Origin of the sequence: Nocardioides phosphati, from assembly GCF_014646375.1 — a bacterium.
GTDB classification, from domain to species: domain Bacteria; phylum Actinomycetota; class Actinomycetes; order Propionibacteriales; family Nocardioidaceae; genus Nocardioides; species Nocardioides phosphati.
Genome location: NZ_BMNI01000012.1, coordinates 36,014 through 55,704, shown reverse-complemented (window position 1 = coordinate 55,704; position 19,691 = coordinate 36,014). Strand labels below are relative to the sequence as shown.

At 71.2% G+C, this 19,691-nt stretch carries 24 protein-coding genes, 1 other RNA gene and 1 riboswitch; of the genes, 23 read left to right on the top strand and 2 right to left on the bottom strand.

Features of this window, described 5'->3' with window-relative positions; all coding sequences use genetic code 11:
* Nucleotides 1-114: 114 nt before the first annotated feature.
* The gene (gene ku, locus IEX47_RS16280) at nt 115-915 is read right to left on the bottom strand and encodes a non-homologous end joining protein Ku (protein WP_188785066.1); all 801 of its coding nucleotides are present in this window, start codon (nt 913-915) and stop codon (nt 115-117) included.
* Nucleotides 916-945: 30 nt separating this feature from the next.
* On the opposite strand from ku, the gene ligD (IEX47_RS16275) reads away from it, so the two are divergent.
* From ligD (IEX47_RS16275) to IEX47_RS16220, 12 genes are all read left to right on the top strand, one after another.
* The gene (gene ligD, locus IEX47_RS16275) at nt 946-1,845 is read left to right on the top strand and encodes a non-homologous end-joining DNA ligase (protein ID WP_229662941.1); all 900 of its coding nucleotides are present in this window, start codon (nt 946-948) and stop codon (nt 1,843-1,845) included.
* Nucleotides 1,842-2,744, top strand: coding sequence for a non-homologous end-joining DNA ligase (gene ligD, locus IEX47_RS16270; RefSeq protein WP_188785065.1), 903 nt, complete (start codon nt 1,842-1,844; stop codon nt 2,742-2,744). Before ligD (IEX47_RS16275) ends, ligD (IEX47_RS16270) begins: the two co-directional genes overlap by 4 nt.
* A 118-nt stretch (nt 2,745-2,862) precedes the next feature.
* Complete coding sequence (locus IEX47_RS16265) at nt 2,863-4,110, top strand: mechanosensitive ion channel (RefSeq protein ID WP_229662940.1); 1,248 nt, start codon at nt 2,863-2,865, stop codon at nt 4,108-4,110.
* Between the two features lie 163 nt (nt 4,111-4,273).
* Entirely contained in the window at nt 4,274-5,569 is a 1,296-nt protein-coding gene (locus tag IEX47_RS16260) for a TadA family conjugal transfer-associated ATPase (protein ID WP_188785064.1), read from the top strand.
* A gap of 1 nt (nt 5,570) precedes the next feature.
* Entirely contained in the window at nt 5,571-6,422 is an 852-nt protein-coding gene (locus IEX47_RS16255; protein ID WP_188785063.1) for a type II secretion system F family protein, read from the top strand.
* A complete protein-coding gene (locus tag IEX47_RS16250; RefSeq protein WP_188785062.1) occupies nt 6,419-7,351 on the top strand; it encodes a type II secretion system F family protein in 933 nt (310 codons plus the stop codon). The genes IEX47_RS16255 and IEX47_RS16250 overlap by 4 nt, the downstream gene beginning before the upstream one ends.
* A 50-nt stretch (nt 7,352-7,401) precedes the next feature.
* Nucleotides 7,402-7,614 (top strand): hypothetical protein, encoded by a 213-nt coding sequence (locus tag IEX47_RS16245; RefSeq protein WP_308423286.1) that lies wholly within the window; start codon nt 7,402-7,404, stop codon nt 7,612-7,614.
* Complete coding sequence (locus tag IEX47_RS16240; RefSeq protein WP_188785061.1) at nt 7,589-7,978, top strand: TadE/TadG family type IV pilus assembly protein; 390 nt, start codon at nt 7,589-7,591, stop codon at nt 7,976-7,978. The genes IEX47_RS16245 and IEX47_RS16240 overlap by 26 nt, the downstream gene beginning before the upstream one ends.
* The gene (locus tag IEX47_RS16235) at nt 7,975-8,439 is read left to right on the top strand and encodes a TadE/TadG family type IV pilus assembly protein (RefSeq protein WP_188785060.1); all 465 of its coding nucleotides are present in this window, start codon (nt 7,975-7,977) and stop codon (nt 8,437-8,439) included. The genes IEX47_RS16240 and IEX47_RS16235 overlap by 4 nt, the downstream gene beginning before the upstream one ends.
* Nucleotides 8,436-8,870, top strand: a complete 435-nt coding sequence (locus IEX47_RS16230; RefSeq protein ID WP_229662939.1) for a pilus assembly protein TadG-related protein — start codon at nt 8,436-8,438, stop codon at nt 8,868-8,870. The genes IEX47_RS16235 and IEX47_RS16230 overlap by 4 nt, the downstream gene beginning before the upstream one ends.
* A 160-nt stretch (nt 8,871-9,030) precedes the next feature.
* Nucleotides 9,031-10,143 carry a peptide chain release factor 2 gene (prfB, locus tag IEX47_RS16225; RefSeq protein ID WP_188785059.1) on the top strand — a complete coding sequence of 371 codons (1,113 nt, stop codon included), beginning with the start codon at nt 9,031-9,033 and terminating at the stop codon, nt 10,141-10,143.
* Between the two features lie 29 nt (nt 10,144-10,172).
* Nucleotides 10,173-10,814, top strand: coding sequence for an alpha/beta fold hydrolase (locus tag IEX47_RS16220; protein WP_188785058.1), 642 nt, complete (start codon nt 10,173-10,175; stop codon nt 10,812-10,814).
* Between the two features lie 60 nt (nt 10,815-10,874).
* Here the strand turns inward: IEX47_RS16220 and IEX47_RS16215 are convergent, their stop codons facing one another.
* A complete protein-coding gene (locus IEX47_RS16215) occupies nt 10,875-11,516 on the bottom strand; it encodes a hypothetical protein (protein ID WP_188785057.1) in 642 nt (213 codons plus the stop codon).
* A 128-nt stretch (nt 11,517-11,644) separates the two neighbouring features.
* Here IEX47_RS16215 and ftsE point away from each other — a divergent pair, with 128 nt between their 5' ends.
* The 11 genes from ftsE (at nt 11,645) to IEX47_RS16160 (ending at nt 19,583) form a co-directional block, all read left to right on the top strand.
* Entirely contained in the window at nt 11,645-12,334 is a 690-nt protein-coding gene (gene ftsE / locus IEX47_RS16210; protein ID WP_188785056.1) for a cell division ATP-binding protein FtsE, read from the top strand.
* Between the two features lie 9 nt (nt 12,335-12,343).
* Nucleotides 12,344-13,252: a permease-like cell division protein FtsX gene (gene ftsX, locus IEX47_RS16205; protein WP_188785055.1), complete on the top strand. Its 909-nt coding sequence runs from the start codon at nt 12,344-12,346 to the stop codon at nt 13,250-13,252.
* 52 nt (nt 13,253-13,304) lie between these two features.
* Complete coding sequence (locus IEX47_RS16200) at nt 13,305-14,573, top strand: murein hydrolase activator EnvC family protein (protein ID WP_188785054.1); 1,269 nt, start codon at nt 13,305-13,307, stop codon at nt 14,571-14,573.
* An 86-nt stretch (nt 14,574-14,659) separates the two neighbouring features.
* Nucleotides 14,660-15,139, top strand: coding sequence for an SsrA-binding protein SmpB (gene smpB, locus IEX47_RS16195; protein ID WP_188785053.1), 480 nt, complete (start codon nt 14,660-14,662; stop codon nt 15,137-15,139).
* A gap of 6 nt (nt 15,140-15,145) precedes the next feature.
* A complete protein-coding gene (locus tag IEX47_RS16190; RefSeq protein ID WP_188785052.1) occupies nt 15,146-16,060 on the top strand; it encodes an amidohydrolase family protein in 915 nt (304 codons plus the stop codon).
* Nucleotides 16,061-16,082: 22 nt separating this feature from the next.
* Entirely contained in the window at nt 16,083-16,337 is a 255-nt protein-coding gene (locus IEX47_RS16185) for a hypothetical protein (RefSeq protein ID WP_188785051.1), read from the top strand.
* Between the two features lie 80 nt (nt 16,338-16,417).
* Nucleotides 16,418-16,790: a transfer-messenger RNA gene (gene ssrA, locus IEX47_RS16180) on the top strand.
* Nucleotides 16,791-16,884: 94 nt separating this feature from the next.
* Nucleotides 16,885-17,487 carry a transglutaminase-like domain-containing protein gene (locus IEX47_RS16175; protein WP_229662938.1) on the top strand — a complete coding sequence of 201 codons (603 nt, stop codon included), beginning with the start codon at nt 16,885-16,887 and terminating at the stop codon, nt 17,485-17,487.
* 18 nt (nt 17,488-17,505) lie between these two features.
* On the top strand, nt 17,506-17,910 hold the full coding sequence (locus tag IEX47_RS16170; RefSeq protein ID WP_188785050.1) for an HIT family protein: 405 nt from the start codon (nt 17,506-17,508) through the stop codon (nt 17,908-17,910).
* A gap of 81 nt (nt 17,911-17,991) precedes the next feature.
* Nucleotides 17,992-18,744 (top strand): SDR family NAD(P)-dependent oxidoreductase, encoded by a 753-nt coding sequence (locus IEX47_RS16165; RefSeq protein WP_188785049.1) that lies wholly within the window; start codon nt 17,992-17,994, stop codon nt 18,742-18,744.
* Between the two features lie 191 nt (nt 18,745-18,935).
* A riboswitch (cyclic di-AMP (ydaO/yuaA leader) is annotated at nt 18,936-19,092 on the top strand.
* Nucleotides 19,093-19,094: 2 nt separating this feature from the next.
* A complete protein-coding gene (locus IEX47_RS16160) occupies nt 19,095-19,583 on the top strand; it encodes a C40 family peptidase (protein WP_188785048.1) in 489 nt (162 codons plus the stop codon).
* Nucleotides 19,584-19,691 lie beyond the last annotated feature (108 nt).

Genomic DNA, 19,691 nt, shown 5'->3' with positions numbered 1-19,691 from the left:
TCAGCATGGCGGCGGGCGGCTGACGCGTCACCCGAATATCGGGGCGCCGCGGCGATCGTGGCCGGACCGTGACCGCGGCGGCCGACGGTGTGGGGACCGCGTGCGGGTCCGGCGTCAGCCGGCCTTCTCGCCGCGGGCCTGCTTGGCCGCCTCGACCGACTGCTGGAGCGCCGCGAGCAGGTCGACGACCTCGCCCGCGGACTTGGTGGAGGTCTCGGTGCGGTGCACCTCGCCGCCCTCGATCTTCGCCTTGACGACGGCCTCGACGGCCTCGGCGTAGTCGTCCTCGAGCTCGCTCGGGTCGAAGTCGCCGGCGAGGGTCTCGACGAGCATCTTCGCCATCTTGACCTCGGCCGCCTTGACCTCGCCAGCCTCGACGGAGAAGTCGGGGGTGCGGATCTCGTCGGGCCACATCAGCGTCTGCAGCACGATCACGTCGCCCGCCTCGGTCTCACGGACGCGGAGCAGGGCGGGCGCGGTGCGCTGCCGCAGGGCGACGGTCACGACGGCGACGCGGTCGGACTCCTGCAGCGCCTGGCGCAGCAGGGCGTAGGGCTTGGCGCCGGTCTTCTCCGGCTCGAGGTAGTAGCTCTTCTCGAAGAGCATCGGGTCGATCTGGTCGCTGGGCACGAACTTCTCCACCGCGATCTCGCGGCTGGAGGTGATCGGCAGGTCGCGGAGGTCGTCGTCGGAGAGGATGACCATCTCGCCGTCCTCGGTCTCGTAGCCCTTGGCGATGTCGGCGTAGGGCACCTCCTCGCCGTCGAGCGAGCAGATCCGCTGGTAGCGGATCCGGCCGCCGTCCTTGGCGTGGACCTGGCGGAAGGAGACGTCGTGGCTCTCGGTCGCGGAGTAGAGCTTCACCGGGACGCTCACGAGGCCGAACGAGACGGCCCCCTTCCAGATAGCGCGCATGACTTCACGGTATCCGAGAAGATGGTGAGCATGCCGTTCGTGCCGCCGATGCTCGCCACCAAGGGCGACCGCGTCCCCGATGGATCCGACTGGGTCCACGAGGTGAAGTGGGACGGGATCCGCGTGATCGTCCGCGTCGGGGATGGGGGCCTGACGGTGTGGACGCGCAACGGCAACGAGCGGACGCGGGAGTTCCCCCAGCTCGCCGGGCTGGCGTCGCTGGATCGCGACATGGTGCTCGACGGCGAGCTCGCGGCGCCCGACGAGCTCGGGCGGCCTTCGTTCGGGGCGCTGCAGCGCGGTGGCCCGGCGCGGCTCTACGTCTTCGACCTCCTGGCGCTCGACGGCCGGTCGCTGGTCGACCTGCCCTGGGAGGCCCGCCGCGCCGAGCTCGAGTCCCTGCACCTCGGCGACGACGCCTGGCTCGTCCCTCCGACGTACGACGACGGGGAGATGCTGCTGGAGGCGACCGGGGCCCAGGGGCTCGAGGGCATCGTGTCGAAGCTGCGGTCTGCGCCGTACCGGCCGGGCGTGCGGAGCCGCGACTGGCTGAAGTTCCCGCACCGGCCGCGGCGGTCGGTGGTCATCGGTGGCTGGCGCGGGGAGAAGGGCAGCGACGCGCGGCTCGGCGCGCTGCTCGTCGGGGAGCCGACAGCCGACGGCCTGGTCTTCCGCGGGCGGGTGGGCAGCGGGCTCGCCGGGCGCGCGGGCATCGCGCTGCTGCCGACGCTGGTGGAGATCGGCCGCGCGGACAGCCCCTTCGTCACGCCGATGGCGAAGGCCGACACCGTCGACACGCACTGGGTCGAGCCGGTCGTGGTCGTGGACGTCGAGTCGCTCGGCATGACGCGCGACGGTCGTCTGCGGCAGCCGTCGTACCAAGGGGTCCGGAGCGACCTCGTCCCGGCCGACCTGGAGCATCAGTCATGAGGCCTGCAGGCACCGAGGTGGTCACGGAGGTCGACGGCCGCCGGCTGACGCTGAGCAACCTGCCGAAGGTGCTCTACCCCGCGACGGGCACGACGAAGGGCGAGGTGCTCGACTACTACGTGCGCATCGCTCCCGTGCTGCTCTCGCACATCGCCGACCGGGCCGTCACGCGGATCCGCTGGCCGCACGGCGTCGCGAAGGGGAGCTTCTTCGAGAAGAACGCGCCGGCCGGCGCTCCCTCGTGGCTCACGACCGTCTCGGTGCCGACGACCGGCTCGCGGGCGTCGAGCGACGCGGGGGAGATCAACTTCCCGGTCATCGACGGGCTGGCGGCGCTGGTCTACCTGGTCAACCTCGCCTCGCTGGAGCTCCACGTGCACCAGTGGAAGGTCGACGCATCGGGGGAGCCCACGAATCCTGACCGCCTGGTCGTCGACCTCGACCCGGGGGAGGGGGCCGGTCTGATGCAGTGCTGCGAGGTGGCGCTGCTCGCGCGCGATGTGCTGGCTGCGCGCGACCTGGTGGCGAAGCCGGTGACCAGCGGCTCGAAGGGCCTCCACCTCTATGTCCCCCTGGACGGCTCGCTCTCGTCGGACGACTCGACCGGCCTCGCCAAGGAGATCGCCGAGGAGCTCCAGGCAGCCCATCCGAAGCTGGTCACCGCGACGATGACCAAGGCGCGGCGTACGGGGAAGGTCTTCTTCGACTGGTCGCAGAACTCCGGCTCCAAGACCACGGTCGCGCCCTACTCGCTGCGCGGACGGGAGCGCCCGACGGTCGCGACGCCGATCACCTGGGACGAGGTCGAGGACGGGGCTTCCGACGAGTTCGCGCTCGACCAGTTCCGGTACGACGAGGTGCTGGCGCGCGTCGCCGAGAAGGGCGATCTCTTCCGCTGAGTCGCTCGCCTTCCGCCGGTGCGGGCATGCCCACATCGGAAAGGGGCACTATCGCTGGTCTAGACCAGTGCGCAAAGGTCTCCCCAAGGAAGTGCTCCCTCTCGGGCTAGGAGAACTCGTGGACATTCAGGAATTCAACGACCGCTACGACGTGGTCGGGACACTCGGCAAGGTCGGGATCGCGCTCGCGATCCTGATCATCACGTGGATCATCGCGAAGGTGGTGGCGAAGCTCTTCGCCAAGCTGGTCGACAAGGTGCCGGCGCTGCAGAAGGCCGGCGCGGACGGGGAGAGCCTCGGCAAGTCGCTGGGCTCCATCGCGTCACTGCTCGTGTGGCTCTTCGGCCTGATGGCGGTGCTGCAGCTCTTCGGCCTGACCCAGGTGCTGGCGCCGGTGCAGAACATGCTGAACGGCGTCTTCGCGTTCCTGCCGAACATCATCGGCGCGGGCCTGGTCTTCGTGGTCGGCGCGATCATCGCCAAGATCGTCAGGCAGCTCGTCGAGACCGCGCTGGGTGCCGTGCCGTTCGACAAGTGGCTCGGCAAGGGCAAGGACACCCTGGAGAACGCCGCCGGTGTCGGCGCGGCTCCCGGCGCTCCCGCCCACGCCGCCACCGTGCCCGGGCACTCCGCCCCGGCGGCCCAGGGTGGCCTGACGGCGCAGTCGATCGTGAAGATGATCGGGCTGGTCCTCTACTCGATGATCATGCTGGTCGTCGCCATCTCGGCCCTGCAGATCCTCGACATCAAGGCGATCTCCGAGCCTGCGACCGAGATGCTGCAGAAGATCATGGACGCGATCCCCAACGTCATCGCGGGCGCGGTGCTCCTCGCCATCGGCGTCCTGATCGCGAGCTTCGTGACGTCGCTGCTCAGCGAGCTGCTCAGTGGCCTCGGCATCGACCGGGCCCTGCGTGACATGGAGGTCCTCCCGGCCGGCAAGAGCGCCGTCCCGGTCATCACCAAGATCGTGCAGATCGCGATCGTGCTGGTCTTCGCGGTGGCGGCCACCCGGCTGCTCGGCTTCCCGGAGATCACCCGCTTCCTGCAGCAGATCCTGGAGCTCGGCGGCAAGGTCGTCTTCGGCGGCGCGATCATCGCGGCGGGCTTCGTGGTCGCCTCGGTGCTGGCCAAGGTCGTCGGCGGCAGCGCGAGCCACATCGTGCGCATCGCGACGCTGGTGCTCTTCGGCGCGATGGGCCTGAAGTACATGGGCCTGGCCGACTCGATCATCAACCTCGCCTTCGGCGCGCTCGTGGTCGGCGGTGCGGCGGCTGCGGCCCTCGCCTTCGGCCTCGGTGGCCGAGAGGCGGCCGCTCGCCAGCTCGCCAAGATGCAGAACCAGAACAGCGGCCCCCAGGTCTGACCTGCCCGCTCCTGCGACGCCCCCGGGTCCTCCCGGGGGCGTCGTGCGTTTGTGGGCGTGCCCGCCGGTCGTCCACAGGGTCGCTGGACCGGCGGTGGACAACGATGCTTGCGGCAGCGTAAGAACCCCCTCAGAGACCTCAACTCGGGAGAGGGATTTCGACATGGTGACGCCTGCTGCCACCCAGGACGGCGCTGCGCCGACCGCGCCGTCGGGTGCCGACGCCGGCGCCCATCGCGCGCTCGTCGAGCAGATCGACCAGCGTGTGCGCGAGAGGGTCCGCGCGGAGGGAGTCGACCCGCAGCACGAGCCCGGCGCCGTACGCCGGCTGGCGGAGGACGCGGTCCGCCTCCACGATGAGCGCAGCCTCACCGGGCAGGTCGCGCGCGTGCAGGAGCCGGGGCGCGTGATCGCCGAGGTCGTCGCGCGGGTCTCCGGCTTCGGTGCCCTCCAGCCCTACCTCGACGACCCGGAGGTGGAGGAGATCTGGATCAACGAGCCCTCCCAGGTGTTCGTCGCCCGCCGCGGCCGCCACGAGCTGACGCCGACCGTCCTCACGCGTGCCGAGGTGAGTGAGCTGGTGGAGCGCATGCTCAAGTCGAGCGGGCGCCGCATCGACATGAGTCAGCCGTTCGTCGACGCGATGCTTCCCGACGGCAACCGGCTGCATGTCGTGCTCGAGGGCATCGCCCGCGGCTTCTCGCCGGTCAACATCCGCAAGCACACCCTGCGGGCGACCCGGCTCGGCGACCTCGTCGACCTCGGCAGCCTGAGTGCCCAGGGGGCCGCGTTCCTCGAGGCGAGCGTGCGCGCGGGCCTCAACATCCTGGTGGCCGGTGCGACACAGGCGGGCAAGACGACCTTCCTCAACTGCCTCGCGGCTTCCATTCCCGGCACCGAACGCATCGTGTCGGCCGAGGAGGTCTTCGAGCTCCGCTTCCCGCACCCGGACTGGGTTGCCCTCCAGACCCGCCAGACCGGCCTCGAGGGCACCGGCGAGATCCGGCTGCGTGACCTCGTCAAGGAGTCACTCCGGATGAGGCCCAGCCGGATCATCGTCGGCGAGGTGCGTGCGGAGGAGAGCCTCGACATGCTGCTGGCGCTCAACTCCGGTCTGCCGGGCATGTGCACGATCCACGCCAACACCGCGCGCGACGCCCTCGTGAAGCTGTCGGCGCTGCCGCTGCTGGCCGGCCCCAACGTGCACGCGGGCTTCGTCACGCCTGCGGTCGCGAGCAGCATCGACCTCGTCGTCCACCTCGGCATCGACCACACCGGCGTACGCCGTGTGCGCGAGATCGTCGCCGTGCCCGGGCGGGTGGAGCAGGGCGTCATCGAGACCGAGCCGGTCTTCGTGCGCGACGACCGCGAGCTCCGGTGCACGGGTGGCATGCCGCCCCACCTCGAGCGCTTCGCGCGGGTGGGCATCGACGTCCACGCGCTGCTGGCGGGGCACTGAGGTGGGCGCGCTGGTCGGCCTCGGGGTCGGCATCGGGCTGCTGCTGATCTGGTCGTCCTTCCAGGCGCCGCAGCCGCGGGTGCGCCCGCGTCGCTCGCCGCGGGTTGCGCAGCTCCTCGCGCGTGCGGGGCTCGAGGGCGTCTCCTCGCGCTCGGTCGTGCTCCTCAGCGTCGTCTGTGGGCTCGTGGCGGGCGTGACGTTGATGGCGATCGCCGGTGCGTGGCCGGTGGCGCTCGTCTTCGCGCTGATCGCCGGCTACCTGCCGTGGGCCGTCCTCGCCGGACGGGCGCGGCGTCGGCAGCGCGAGTTCGCGGAGGTCTGGCCCGAGGCAGTCGACAACCTCGCCAGCGCCGTGCGGGCGGGCATGTCGCTGCCGGAGGCGCTGAGCGCCCTCGGCACGCGGGGGCCGACGGCGCTGAGGCCGGCGTTCGCGGCGTTCGCGCTCGACTACCAGGTGAGCGGCCGGTTCGCCGACTCGCTCGACCGGCTCAAGGCACGCCTCTCCGACCCGGTCGGCGACCGCGTCGTCGAGGCGCTGCGCATCGCGCGCGAGGTCGGTGGCGGCGACCTCGGCCGCCTGCTGCGCAACCTCTCCTCCTTCCTCCGGCAGGACGCCCGCACGCGCTCGGAGCTCGAGTCGCGCCAGGCGTGGACCGTCTCCGGCGCCCGCCTGGCTGTGGCGGCCCCGTGGGTCGTCCTGCTGATGCTCTCCTTCCAGCCCGACGTCATCGCCCGCTACTCCTCGGCCGGCGGCGCGTTCGTCGTGTTCGGTGGCGCGGCCTGCTGCCTCGTGGCCTATCGCGTGATGATCCGCATCGGGCGGCTCCCGAACGAGCGCCGGGTGATGGCATGACGGGAGCGTTCGGGGGAGCGGTGCTCGGCGCGGTCGCCGGGCTGGGCCTGATGCTCGTCGCGGTCCGCGTCCGTGCCCTGCGCCGGGTCGACCTCCGGGTCCGCGTGCTGCCCTACCTGCGCGACGTACGCCGGGTGGAGATGCGCGTGGGTGGGGCCTCTCGCGGGCTGGCCGGGTCGCTGGCTGGCCCGGCGCTCGCCGCGGCTGCGGCACGGCTCGAGTCCGTGCTCGGCGGAGCGGCGACCGTGCGCCGGCGCACGGAGCGGGCTGGCCTGCCCGGCACGGTTGCCGACTTCCGGGTGGAGCAGGTCGTGTGGGGGCTCGTCGGCTTCGCCCTCGCCGCGGCGTACTCCTTGCTCGAGTCGCTGAAGGGCGCGACGACCGGCGACGTCGTGCCGCTCCTGCTGATCTGTGCGCTGGGCTTCGCGGGCGGCGTGGTGCTGCGCGACCAACGGCTCACGGCCCAGGTGCGGCGGCGCGAGCGTGCGGTGCTGGTCGAGTTCCCGGCGGTCGCCGAGCTCCTCGCGCTCGCGGTCGCGGCAGGGGAGGGGCCCGTCGCGGCGTTGACCCGGGTGGTCGCGCGAAGCTCGGGTGCGCTCGCCGACGAGCTCGGCCACGTGCTCGCCGCGGTGCGCACGGGTACCCCGGTCAGCACCGCCTTCGACGAGCTCGCGGCGCGGACGGGTGTGCCACTCGTGGCGCGGTTCGCCGAGGGCATCGCGGTCGCCGTCGAGCGCGGCACGCCGCTCGCCGACATCCTCCACGCGCAGGCTGCCGATGTGCGCGAGGCCGGGCGGCGCGAGCTGATCGAGTCGGCTGCGCGGCGTGAGGTGCTGATGATGGTCCCGGTGGTCTTCCTCGTGCTGCCGGTGACCGTGGTCTTTGCTCTGTGGCCCGGCGCTGCCGGGCTGACGTTGATGACGCCCTGAGGGGCACACAAGCGCCCTCCGGGGCAACGGAAGGATCTCGGGTGAAGCAGATGACGATGTGGGTGTGGTGTCTGGCGGTGGTGACCGGTGCGCCGGCTCCGCGGCGCGAGCGCGTGGGCCGCGACCGCGGCGAGCGCGGCGACGTACCGGGCTGGGTGCTCGTGACGATCATGACGGCCGGTCTGGTGACGATGCTGTGGCGCTTCGCGGGGCCGCAGCTGCAGCAGATGCTGAGCAATGCACTCGCGCAGGTCAGCGGCTGAAGCCGGGGCTGCGGTCGTCGACTTCGTCCTCGTGACGGTGGTGCTGCTCCCGCTGGTCCTGGGGATCCTCCAGCTTGCGCTCGTGCTCCACGTCCGCAACATGTTGACGGCCGCGGCGTCCGACGGCGCACGGCTCGCGGCGACCGTCGACTCCGGCCCGGCTGATGGTGTGCGCCGCACGCGCGAGCAGATCGCCGGGGCACTCTCGGCGAGGTTCGCGCGCGACGTCTCCGCGCGCCCGACGGCCGTCGACGGCCAGCCGGGCGTCGAGGTCCGCGTGGTGGCGGTCGTTCCACCGCTCGGCCTGTGGGGCCCGGCGACCCGGCTCGTCCTGACCGGTCATGCGATCGAGGAGCCCCGATGAGGCACGGGTGGGTGAGCCCGGTCAGGCGGCGCAGGCACGACGAGGACGGCAGCGCACTCGTCGAGTTCGTCTGGCTGGGGATGCTCCTGCTGGTTCCGCTCGTCTACATCCTGCTCGCCGTATTCGACGTGCAGGGCGCTGCGTTCGGAGCATCCGCGGCCTCCCGCGCCGCCGGCCGGGCCTACGCGCTCGCCGACACCGACGCCGAAGGGCTCGCCCGCGCCCGGAGGGCCGTCGAGGTCGCGCTCGCGGACCAGGGCGTCGACCAGCCGTTCGACGTCCGGGTCACCTGTGAGCCGGCGCCGCCGTGCCACCGCCGCGGCAGCACCATCATCGTGCGGGTCTCCTCGCGCGTCGTCCTGCCGCTGGTTCCGGCCGCCCTCGGCGGGGGCGCACCCAGCTTCGCGATCGCGTCGGAGCACCGCGTGCCCATCGGGCGGTACCGCGAGGTGGGGCCGTGAGCCGGGTTCGCGGCGAGGCCGGTCAGGTCACCGTGCTCATCATCGGCTTCGCGCTGGTGCTGCTGATGGCGGTCGGCGTCACGGTCGACGCCTCGGCCGCCTACCTCCAGCGCGAGTCCCTGGCCACCCTGGCCGATGGTGCCGCCCTCGCTGCGGCGGACCAGGTGCAGGGCACCCCGGCGTACGACGGCGGGCTGGGGCGCACCGCGCCGCTCGACGTCCGCACGGCGCGGGCGAGCGTCGCCGAGCACCTCAGCGTGACCGGCGCGGTGCGTGACCACCCGGGGCTGGTGGCGGTGGTCGACGTCGTCCGCGACCGCGTCGTGGTCCGGCTGCGCGCGCCGCTCGACCTGCCGCTGACGGTGCAGGGCCTGACGGCGGCGAGCGTCTCGGCCTCCGGCTCCGCAACGCTCGCGCTCGGCCCGGGGTGACATCCGTCACGAAGGCCCGATTTGGGGTCCCGCCGAGGACACGGCGGCCCCACAATGGAGCCAGTCCCCGCAGAGGACCCGAGACCTTTGCGGGGACCTTCCATTTCCGGCTCCACGCCCCCGTCCGGTCGGCGTCCGGAGTGGCGTAGCCTTGCTCCTCGTGGCAGCCACGGACTTCGACAGTGAGATCAAGCAGCTCCAGGCGACGATGAGCACCATCGAGCAGGTGCTCGACCTGGGTGGGCTCCGTCGTGAGAAGGCGGAGCTCGAGGAGCAGGTCGCTGCCCCGGATCTGTGGGACGACCAGGAGCGCGCGCAGAAGGTGACCGGTCGCCTCTCCGCCCTCAACGGCGAGATCGAGCGCTTCACCGGCCTCGCCGAGCGCATCGAGGACCTCGCGCTGATGGTCGAGATGGGCCAGGAGGAGGGCGACGCCGAGACGCTGGCCGAGGCCGACGCCGACCTCGAGCGGATCAAGAAGTCCGTCGAGGCCCTGGAGGTCCGCACCCTGCTCAACGGTGAGTACGACGCCCGCGAGGCGATCGTCTCCATCCGCGCCGGCGCCGGTGGCGTCGACGCCGCCGACTTCGCCGAGCAGCTGATGCGGATGTACACCCGCTGGGCCGAGCGCAACAAGTACCCGGTCGAGGTCTTCGACGTCTCCTACGCGGAGGAGGCGGGCATCAAGTCGGCCGAGTTCGCGATCCACGCGCCGTACGGCTACGGCACGCTGTCGGTCGAGGCCGGCACGCACCGCCTCGTGCGCATCTCGCCGTTCGACAACCAGGGCCGCCGCCAGACGTCGTTCGCCGCCGTCGAGGTCGTGCCGGTGCTCGAGCAGACCGACAACATCGAGGTCGACGAGAACGACCTGCGCGTCGACGTCTTCCGCTCCGGCGGCCCCGGCGGCCAGTCCGTCAACACGACCGACTCCGCGGTCCGCCTGACGCACCTGCCGACCGGCATCGTCGTCTCCTGCCAGAACGAGAAGTCGCAGCTGCAGAACAAGGCCTCCGCGATGGTCGTCCTCAAGGCGAAGCTCCTCGCGAAGAAGAAGGCCGAGGAGGCCGCGCTCAAGAAGGACCTCAAGGGCGACGTCGCCGCGTCGTGGGGCGACCAGATGCGCAACTACGTCCTCAACCCGTACCAGCTGGTCAAGGACCTGCGCACCGGCCACGAGTCCGGCAACCCCGCCTCGGTGCTCGACGGCGACATCGACGACTTCATCGAGGCCGGCATCCGCTGGCGTCGCGGCGGCGTCGAGCAGGACTGACGCCCTTGCGGCGGGTCACCGTCGGTGAGGTGACGCTCGCGTACGACGTGCGCGGCGACGGTCCGCCGCTCGTGCTGCTGCACGGGCTGGGGGAGAGCGCCGCGAGCTGGGATCCCGTGCGCGACGCGCTCGCCGCGCGCTTCACGACGTACGCCGTCGACGTGCGCGGCCACGGCGCGAGCGACTGGCCGGGCGCCTACAGCCACGACCTGATCGAGGCGGACCTCTGCGGATGGCTCGACGCGCTCGGGCTGCGCGACGTCGTGCTGGTCGGCCACTCGATGGGCGGCAGCATCGCCTTCCGGATCGCGGCCCACCGCCCCGACCTCGTCGGCCGCCTCGTCGTCGAGGACGTGATCCCGCCGTTCCCGCGCACGCGCCCCGTGCCCCAGCGCCCCGACCGTGCGCTCGACTTCGACTGGGCGGCCGTGCCGGCGTTGATGACCGAGGCGTCGACGTACGACGAGGGCGCGTGGCGGGAGCTCGCCCGGATCGCCGCGCCGACACTCGTGGTCAGCGGTGGCGCGCGCTCGCACCTGCCCGCGGACCGCGTCGCCGACGTCGTACGCCGGATCCCGGACTGCCGCCTGGTCGCGATCGACGCGGGTCACCACGTCCACCGGCGCGCGCCGGAGCAGTTCGCCGAGGCCGTGCTCAGCTGGCTCCCGTGACGAGCTGACCCGGCCGCACCACATGTGCCGCCTCGGCACGCACCCGCTGCCGCCTCGGCGTCAGGAGGCGGAGGCGCTGGCGGCGGTCGCCACCCGGACGCACCAGATGCCGGCCCTGGCGACCAGTGCCTTCTCGGCGGCAGCCCGGGCAGCGGCAGGCCGGGTGGTCGGCTCCGCGAGCGAGCAGGCGAGCCAGGCGTCACCGAAGAGTCCGCGGTAGGTCACCGTCGCGTGGCCGCCTCCGTGGCAGAGCGTGCCGACGGCCGGGGAGCCGAACTTCGCAGCAGGCACCGGCCGGCAGCCGGGCACCTTCCGCGCGGCGGTCACGAGCTGCGCGGCGCGGGCCGGCGTCACCGGCGGCACGAAGACCCAGCCGCGCGCGACGACGTCGCTGCCGGTGAAGACGCAGCCGTACTCGTGGGAGACGTCCTCGGTCCCGGGCAACCGCTGGCCGTTGCCGTAGTGCGACGTGGTGACCTTCGTGCCGACCGCCTCGAGGACGGCCCGGTCCGGGACGCGCGAGCAGAAGGGCGCCCGCCCGACCTGGGCCACCGTGCCGTCGTACGACGCGAGGGGGGTGGGCTTCGGCGGCGCCGGGGGAGCGGCGGTCCCGCCACCGCAGCCCGCGAGGACGGCACCCATGAGCGCGGTCGCCAGCGCGGCAGGGACGCGGACGAGCACGGGGCGGCGACGACGAGGCATGGCGCCCAGCCTAGGGCGCGGGCACGTCAGCGGCGGCCCGACCCGGGACCACCCGGGAGCCCGGCCAGCGTGGCGGTGCGACACGCAGGTCCCCGGATCCGGTGGACCGCTCGCCTAGACTCCGTCCGGTGATCCGCTTCGAGAAGGTCAGCAAGACCTACCCGGGCCAGTCCCACAGCGCGCTTGACACGGTGTCGGTCGACATCGAGAAGGGCGAGTTCGTCTTCCTCGTCGGCGCCTCGGGATCTGGCAAGTCGACGTTCCTCCGCCTCATCCTGCGCGAGAGCCAGGCGACCGACGGCCGTGTGCACGTCGCCGGCAAGGACCTCAACCGCCTCGCGGGGTGGAAGGTGCCACGGCTGCGCCGCCAGATCGGCACCGTCTTCCAGGACTTCCGCCTCCTCCAGAACAAGACCGTCGCCGAGAACGTCGCGTTCGCGCTGCAGGTGATCGGCAAGTCGCGCTCGGACATCGAGCGCCTCGTCCCCGAGACGCTCGAGCTGGTCGGCCTCTCGGAGAAGTCCGAGCGCATGCCCGACGAGCTGTCCGGCGGTGAGCAGCAGCGCGTGGCGATCGCGCGCGCCTTCGTCAACCGGCCGATGATCCTCATCGCCGACGAGCCGACCGGAAACCTCGACCCGACCACGTCGCTCGGCATCATGAAGCTGCTCGACCGGATCAACCGCACCGGCACGACCGTGATCATGGCGACCCACGACGCCGGCATCGTCGACCAGATGCGCAAGCGTGTCATCGAGCTCGCCGACGGCAAGGTCGTCCGTGACGAGGCTCGTGGCGCCTACGGCTACGAGAACTGAGGCCTTCCCATGCAGATGACCTATGTCTTCACCGAGCTCAAGCAGGGCCTGCGCCGCAACGTCTCGATGCACCTCGCGGTCGTGCTCACGCTCTTCGTCTCCCTCACCCTCGTCGGCCTCGGCGCGCTACTGAAGTTCCAGGCCGACCACGCCGAGGAGCACTTCGGCAAGATCAACCAGGTCGTCGTCTGGCTCTGCAACGACGCCTCCAAGGCGAGCACCTGCACCGGCAAGGTGAGCCCGGCGCAGAAGGCCGCGATCATCAAGGTGGTCGAGTCCAACCCGGAGGCCAAGGGCTACCACGTCGAGTCGCAGCAGACCGCCTACGACAAGACCAAGCGCCTCTTCGGCCAGCAGTACCAGACCAAGCTCCCGGCCGACTTCGGCCCCGACGACCTGCGCGAGTCGGTCTGGATCGACCTCAAGGACCGGCACAAGGCCGCCGGCATCATGAGCGCGGTCCAGGGCCTCGACGGTGTCGACAGTATCCGTGACTCGCGTGGCCTGGTCGGGCCGATCTTCAAGATTCTCGACCGCATGCAGATCGGCTCGCTGCTCACGGCCGGCATCCTGCTGATGGCCGCGCTGCTGCTCGTCGCCAACACGATCCGCCTCACGGCGTACGCGCGACGGCGGGAGATCGGCATCATGCGACTCGTCGGCGCCGGCACGCTCTACATCATGCTGCCGTTCCTCCTCGAGGCGCTGATCACGGCGGTGGCGGGCGTTGCGCTGGCCGCGATCGCGCTCACGTCGTTCGAGTACTTCGCGATCATCCGTGGTGTGAGCGACCTGCGCCTGATGCCGTGGGTCGACTGGACCGACCTGCGCATGGCGGTCACGGCCGCCGCGATCCTCGGCCCGATCCTCACGGTCGCGCCGACACTCCTGCTGACGCGGAAATACCTCAAGGTCTGACCCGCGTCGCCTACCGTCGAACTGTTCTCTTCCCCGAACAAAGGTTCCACCCGTGGCTGGCCCCTTCCCCTTTGCCAACCATCGACGGCTCGGCGCGCTCCTGCTCGCCTCGGTCGCCACGATGGCCCTCACGACCCCACTCGCGTCCGCGAAGGACGACCTGAAGGACAAGCAGAAGCAGGTCCACCGCCAGGTCACCCACGCGCAGTCCGAGCTCGAGGACTCGAGCGCGGCCTCGGCGCGGGCGACCGCGGCGCTGCACCACGCCGAGGCCTCGCTGCACACCGCCACGTCGCGGCTGCACGCGACGCGGGTGGCGCTGCACGCCGCGCGCGTGCGCGACGAGAAGATGCAGGCCGCCCTCGCCACGGCCGTCCACAACCTCGCGGTCGCGCAGCAGGAGCTCGCTGACGGCCGCCAGCGGGTCGCCGACCAGAAGGACGCCATCGCGGCGTACGTGACGTCGGTCTACGAGCAGGGTGACCCGCGGCTGCTCGGCTTCGCCGCGGTCGCCGATGCGGGCGACCCGGGTGACATGACGCGCGCGATCGCGTTCAACGAGTCCTACACGGCGCGTGAGGATGCCGTGCTCACTGGCCTGGAGACCGCGGAGCGTGAGCTGGCCGCACGCGAGCAGCAGGTGGAGACCCGCAAGGCCGAGGTCGCCGCCAGCCGCGCGGCTGCCGCCGCCAACCTTCAGGAGAAGGCGGCGCTGGAGAAGCGCTCCGCCGCCGAGACCGCCAAGGTCCAGTCCCTCGTCGACCGGCGCGCCGCGATCCAGCACCGCGCCGCGCGCGCCAAGGCCGCCGACCGTGCCGCCCTCGCCCACCTCAAGGCGAAGGAGGACCACATCTCCGCGATGCTGCGGAGGCGGGCCGCGGCCGAGATCCGCAAGCACGGAGGCAACTACGCCGACGGGCCCGGCTACCTCTCCGCACCGGCGAGCGGTCCGATCACCTCGCCGTTCGGCTGGCGGATCCACCCGATCTTCCACACCCGCATGTTCCACAACGGCATCGACTTCGGCGTCGGGTGCGGCCAGCCGCTGCGCGCGCCCGCCGACGGCGTCGTCGTCGCCCGTGGTGGCGGCGACTGGGACCCGTCGGGCAACTACATGTTCATCGACCTCGGCGTCCACGGCGGCGTGGGCCTCTCCACGAGCTACAGCCACGCCTCGCGCTACATCGTGGGCGTCGGCCAGCACGTCCGGCGCGGCCAGACCATCGGGTACGTCGGAGACACCGGCTGGGCGACCGGCTGCCACCTCCACTGGACGGTCAAGGAGAACGGCGTCGACGTCGACCCGATGAAGTGGCTCTGACCTCGACCACCCGGATCCAGTGCGCGCGGTCCCGTCGCGAGCGGGCCGTCGCGAAACTCGCTGGCCCGTGCTGAGAGAATGACCGAATGGCCAGGGAACAGGGCACCAAGCCCATCGCGCAGAACAAGAAGGCGCGGCACGACTACCACATCGACGAGACGTGGGAAGCCGGCATGGTGCTGATGGGGACCGAGGTCAAGTCGCTGCGGCAGGGCCGCGCCTCGCTGGTCGACGGCTTCGCCGAGATCGACGGCGGCGAGGTCTTCCTGCTCGGCGTGCACATCCCGGAGTACCTCAACGGCACGTGGACCAACCACGCCGCGCGCCGCCGTCGCAAGCTGCTGCTCAACCGCGCCGAGATCACCCGCATGGAGCGCAAGCTCGGCGACAAGGGCTACACGCTGGTCCCGCTCAGCCTCTACTTCAAGGACGGCCGCGCGAAGGTCGAGCTCGCGCTGGCGCGCGGCAAGAAGGAGTACGACAAGCGGCACAGCCTCGCCGAGCGGCAGGCCAACCGCGAGAAGGAGCAGGCCGTCCAGCGTCGGCTCAAGGGCTACAAGGACTGACCCGGCGTGTGCGACCACGAGGGCGGCTCGCCCCGCCCGGCCGACGCCTACCCCGTCGTCGACCTCGCCGCCTTCCGTGACCGGCTCGGTGTGCCCGGGCTCTTCGACGTGCACACGCACTTCCACCCGCCGCGGGTCTTCGAGAAGATCCGCGCGGCGTTCGACACGGCCGGTCCGTTCATCGGGCGCGACTGGCCGATCCTCTACCGGTCGTCGGAGGAGGAGCTCGTCGAGACGCTGCGCTCCTTCGGCACGCTGCGCTTCCCGGCACTGACCTACGCCCACCGGCCCGGCATGGCGGAGTTCCTCAACGCGTGGTGCGCGGAGTTCGCCGACCGCACGCCGGGTGCGCTGCGCTCGGCCACCTTCTACCCCGAGCCCGAGGCGGAGGAGTACGTCGCGAAGCGCCTCGCGGAGGGCGTGGCGATCTTCAAGATCCACGTCCAGGTCGGTGGGTTCAGCGTCCTGGACCCGGAGCTCGAGCGGGTGTGGCCGCTGGTCGAGGCCGCCGGCGTACCCGTGGTCCTGCACGCGGGGTCCGGGCCGATGCCCGGCGAGCACACCGGCCACGCGCCGGTCGCGGAGCTGCTGCGGCGACACCCCGCGCTCACCCTCGTGCTCGCCCACATGGGTGCCCCCGAGTACGCCGAGTTCATCGGCTTCGCGGAGGAGTTCGCCCACGTGCACCTCGACACGACGATGCTCTTCACCGACTTCTTCGACAACGGTGAGGGTGCCTTCCCGCGGGCACTGCTCCCGCGGCTCGCGGCGCTGCCGGAGAAGGTGCTCTTCGGCTCGGACTACCCGAACATCCCGTATCCCTACGCGCACCAGGTCCTCGCACTCGAGCGGCTCGGCCTCGGCGACGCCTGGCTGCGGGCGGTCTGCTGGGAGAACGGCGTACGCCTGTTCGGCGCCTGATGCAGGTGACAGGATCGGTCGCATGGAGATCTCACGAGACGTCCCGATCCGTGGCGGCGGTTTGCTCGCGACCGGTGCCGTCGGGCTCGGCGCCACCGGCGCAGGTGCGCTCGGCGCCCTCGCCGTCGGGGCCCTGGCGGTCGGCGCGGTCGCGCTCGGGGCCGTCGCGATCGGCCGGCTCACGGTGACCGAGTCGCGGATCCGGAAGCTCGTCATCGACGAGCTCGAGGTCGGCACGTTGCGTGTGCGCAGCCTCGAGCGGCTCGACGCGGAATAAGCGGTCGTCGCCGCTCGGTTGCGACCACTAGACTGATCACGTTGGCGTCGCCGCGCGGGGTCAGCATTGAAAAATCAAGAGGGGCTGATCGGTTTCGACTTGGGACGTTAGTTCCAGGGGAAGCGGGTCGAGAAGCCAGCGTTATCTCGTTAACGATCGCTGGAAACCAATAGTTGCCAACTCTAACCGCAACGACTTCGCTCTCGCTGCCTGAGCAGTGATCGAAGGGTCAAGCCGGGCATCCGTCCTCGTCCCGGACCTTGGCCTCATCTAGAGGACTTGCTGATCAACCTCCGTCGGGAGGGTTGATCGGGACTTAATCCCGACTGAGCCCGTCGGCGCACGTGTCCGTGCAAGCGCCGGGGCCGAGAAAAGCGCATACCGCGGACTACGCCCGTAGAAGACCTGGATCGACGCTCGAGGACCGGGGTTCGATTCCCCGCAGCTCCACTGCGAGACAGCCCTCTTACAGCAAGGTGAAGGCTCTTCGTCCCCCGCGGACGAAAAGCCTTCGCCTTGTTGCTTTCCCGGCCCCTACCGTGGGCGCGTGTCCCACGCCTCCTCGCCGCCACTCGACTCGCTCGACCCGGCCCGCTGCCTCGGCGACGACGCCGTGGTCGAGTCGAGGCATCCGGCGGTCGTCATGCTCGGGGAGTCGCTACGCGCCGGCTCGGACACGGACGCGGAGCTCGCCGAGCGTGCGTTCACCTGGGTGCGCGACGAGGTCGGCCACTCGTACGACGTGGGCGATCCGCGCGTGACGCTGAGGGCCTCGGAGGTCCTCGAGCACCGTGTCGGCCTCTGCTACGCCAAGGCGCACCTGCTCGCCGCGGTCCTCCGGTCGCAGGGCGTGCCGGCCGCACTCGCCTACCAGCGGCTCGCGCACGGAGAGAGCCACGTCCTCCACGGACTCGTGGCCGTGCACCTCGAGGGAGCGTGGCACCGGCAGGATCCGCGGGGCAACAAGCAGGGGGTCGACGCGCAGTTCTCACTCGGCGAGGAGCGGCTGGCGTTCGCGGTCGACCCGGCGGCGGGGGAGGTCGACTACCCGACCCTCCACGTCACTCCGGCCCCGGTCGTGGTCGAGGTCCTGCAGTCCACCGACGACATCCTGGCGCTGTACGACGCCGGCCTGCCCACGCACGTCTGAGCCGCTACGGTCGAGGGCATGGACTGCGTGTTCTGCTCGATCGTGGCGGGGGAGACCCCGGCCGACGTCGTGCTCGAGACCGATGATCTCCTCGCCTTCCTCGACCGGCGGCCCGTCTTCAAGGGCCACGTCCTCCTCGTGCCGAAGGCGCACCACGTGACGCTGCCCGACCTGCCGGCGGAGCTGCGCGACCCGTTCCTGGCCGCTGCCCAGCGCCTCGCGACCGCGGTGGTCGAGGGGCTCGGGGCGCAGGGCTCCTTCGTCGCGATGAACAACACCGTCTCCCAGTCGGTGCCGCACCTGCACTGCCACGTGGTGCCGCGGACGAAGGGCGACGGCCTGCGCGGCTTCTTCTGGCCCCGGCACCGCTACGCCGACGGCGAGCCCGCGGCGTACGCCGAAAGGCTGCGTGCCGCGCTGTGACCGGCCGGGGCTAGGGTGGCCGGGTCTCGACAGGCTCGCCCACCGAGAGCCTGCCGACCACCGAGAACCTGGAGGAGAAGCATGGGTCGCTACGACGGACGGGTCGTCCTGATCACCGGTGCCGCGCGCGGCATCGGTTTCGGCATGGCACAGCGGTTCGCGGAGGAGGGCGCCGCGATCGCGATCGTCGACCTCAACGAGGAGGACGCCGCGGCTGCTGCCGCGAAGCTCCCCAAGGCGATCGGCATCGGCTGCGACGTCGCCGACCGTGCTGCCGTCGAGGCCGCTGTCGACCGCACCGTCGCCGAGCTCGGCGGGCTGCACGTGCTGGTCAACAACGCCGGCATCACGCGCGACAACCTGCTCTTCAAGATGACCGACGTCGACTGGGACCTCGTGATGAACGTCCACCTCAAGGGTGCGTTCCTGATGAGCCAGGCCGCGCAGAAGGTCTTCACCGCGCAGCGCTACGGCAAGATCCTCAACCTCTCGAGCATCTCGGCCTACGGCAACCGCGGCCAGGCCAACTACTCGGCCGCCAAGGCCGGCGTCCAGGGCTTCACCAAGACCCTGGGCAAGGAGCTCGGCAAGTTCGGCATCAACGTCAACGCGATCGCCCCCGGCTTCATCGTCACCGAGATGACCGAGGCCACCGCGCGCCGCCTGGGCATGGAGCCTGAGGAGTTCTTCAAGCTCAACGCCGACCACAACCCGGTCGGCCGCGTCGGCCAGCCCGAGGACATCGCGGCCGCCGCGGCGTTCCTCTGCAGCGACGAGGCGTCGTACATCACAGGCCAGACGCTCAACGTGTGTGGCGGCGCCGCCATCCACTGATCGGCCTCGAAGCCGCTCTGACCAGCAGTTATGCAGCCCCGTCCGACGTCGTCGGGCGGGGCTGTGTGCGTCACGCGAGAGGGATCACATACCAAAGGAGGGGTCCCGACTGGCGAGTAGCGCTCACGCTACGTACCGTCGACGCCCGACAACAGAACACAACGCTCCGGCCATCGCCGAGTCCTGCCCGGCCGGAAGCGTCCCCGTGATCAAGAGATCTGGGCAGGAGTGGGGGACCCACAGGTTCCACGCGGTCTCCGGACCGCTCGGGGTGAAGCCACAGCAGTGGCGGAGCACTTTCCAGCTCCAACCCGACAGCTCACCTCACAGGCGTGGGAAAGGAATCACTCATGCCTGCGATCTCTCGCATGCGCAGCTACGTCATGCTGCCGTTCGTCCTGCTCGTCCTCTGCCTCGGCCTGGTGGCCACGACCGTGTCGACGGCGCCGAAGGCCGATGCCATCACCACGCGCTACGCCAAGGTGCTCGACGGCGTCCAGATCGCGAAGAACCAGCAGGGCGACCCCTACGGCTACGGCTACGCCGGCCCCGGCCGCTTCGACTGCTCCGGCCTCGTCTACTTCGCCATGCGCAAGGCCGGCATCTCCGTGCCGCGCTCCTCGGACGCGCAGGCCGGCTACGCCCGCCGCATCGCCAAGTCCGACATGAAGCCGGGCGACCTGATGTTCTTCACCTATGGCGGCGACGTCTACCACGTGGCCATCTTCCTGGGCTGGAAGGACGGCTACCGTCGCATGATCGACGCTCCCAAGTCGGGTGACCACGTCCGGATCCGCCGGCCGTGGACCGCTGGCTGGTTCGCCGGCACCCTGCGCTGAACCAAGCGGCACCACTCGATCTCGGGGTCCGAGGGCGCGCCTCCGCCGCTGGGCGGAGGCGCGGCTCCAGACTTCGAGGAGCACGACTTCACTGCAGAAGGAGACTCC

Excerpts from the sequence above, each read along its gene's own strand:
- ku (WP_188785066.1), bottom strand. The coding sequence starts at position 915 with ATGCGCGCTATCTGGAAGGGGGCCGTCTCGTTCGGCCTCGTGAGCGTC.
- ligD (WP_229662941.1), top strand. The coding sequence starts at position 946 with ATGCCGTTCGTGCCGCCGATGCTCGCCACCAAGGGCGACCGCGTCCCC.
- ligD (WP_188785065.1), top strand. The coding sequence starts at position 1,842 with ATGAGGCCTGCAGGCACCGAGGTGGTCACGGAGGTCGACGGCCGCCGG.
- IEX47_RS16260 (WP_188785064.1), top strand. The coding sequence starts at position 4,274 with ATGGTGACGCCTGCTGCCACCCAGGACGGCGCTGCGCCGACCGCGCCG.
- IEX47_RS16250 (WP_188785062.1), top strand. The coding sequence starts at position 6,419 with ATGACGGGAGCGTTCGGGGGAGCGGTGCTCGGCGCGGTCGCCGGGCTG.
- IEX47_RS16245 (WP_308423286.1), top strand. The coding sequence starts at position 7,402 with ATGACGATGTGGGTGTGGTGTCTGGCGGTGGTGACCGGTGCGCCGGCT.
- IEX47_RS16240 (WP_188785061.1), top strand. The coding sequence starts at position 7,589 with ATGCACTCGCGCAGGTCAGCGGCTGAAGCCGGGGCTGCGGTCGTCGAC.
- IEX47_RS16235 (WP_188785060.1), top strand. The coding sequence starts at position 7,975 with ATGAGGCACGGGTGGGTGAGCCCGGTCAGGCGGCGCAGGCACGACGAG.
- IEX47_RS16215 (WP_188785057.1), bottom strand. The coding sequence starts at position 11,516 with ATGCCTCGTCGTCGCCGCCCCGTGCTCGTCCGCGTCCCTGCCGCGCTG.
- ftsX (WP_188785055.1), top strand. The coding sequence starts at position 12,344 with ATGCAGATGACCTATGTCTTCACCGAGCTCAAGCAGGGCCTGCGCCGC.
- smpB (WP_188785053.1), top strand. The coding sequence starts at position 14,660 with ATGGCCAGGGAACAGGGCACCAAGCCCATCGCGCAGAACAAGAAGGCG.
- IEX47_RS16185 (WP_188785051.1), top strand. The coding sequence starts at position 16,083 with ATGGAGATCTCACGAGACGTCCCGATCCGTGGCGGCGGTTTGCTCGCG.
- IEX47_RS16170 (WP_188785050.1), top strand. The coding sequence starts at position 17,506 with ATGGACTGCGTGTTCTGCTCGATCGTGGCGGGGGAGACCCCGGCCGAC.
- IEX47_RS16165 (WP_188785049.1), top strand. The coding sequence starts at position 17,992 with ATGGGTCGCTACGACGGACGGGTCGTCCTGATCACCGGTGCCGCGCGC.
- IEX47_RS16160 (WP_188785048.1), top strand. The coding sequence starts at position 19,095 with ATGCCTGCGATCTCTCGCATGCGCAGCTACGTCATGCTGCCGTTCGTC.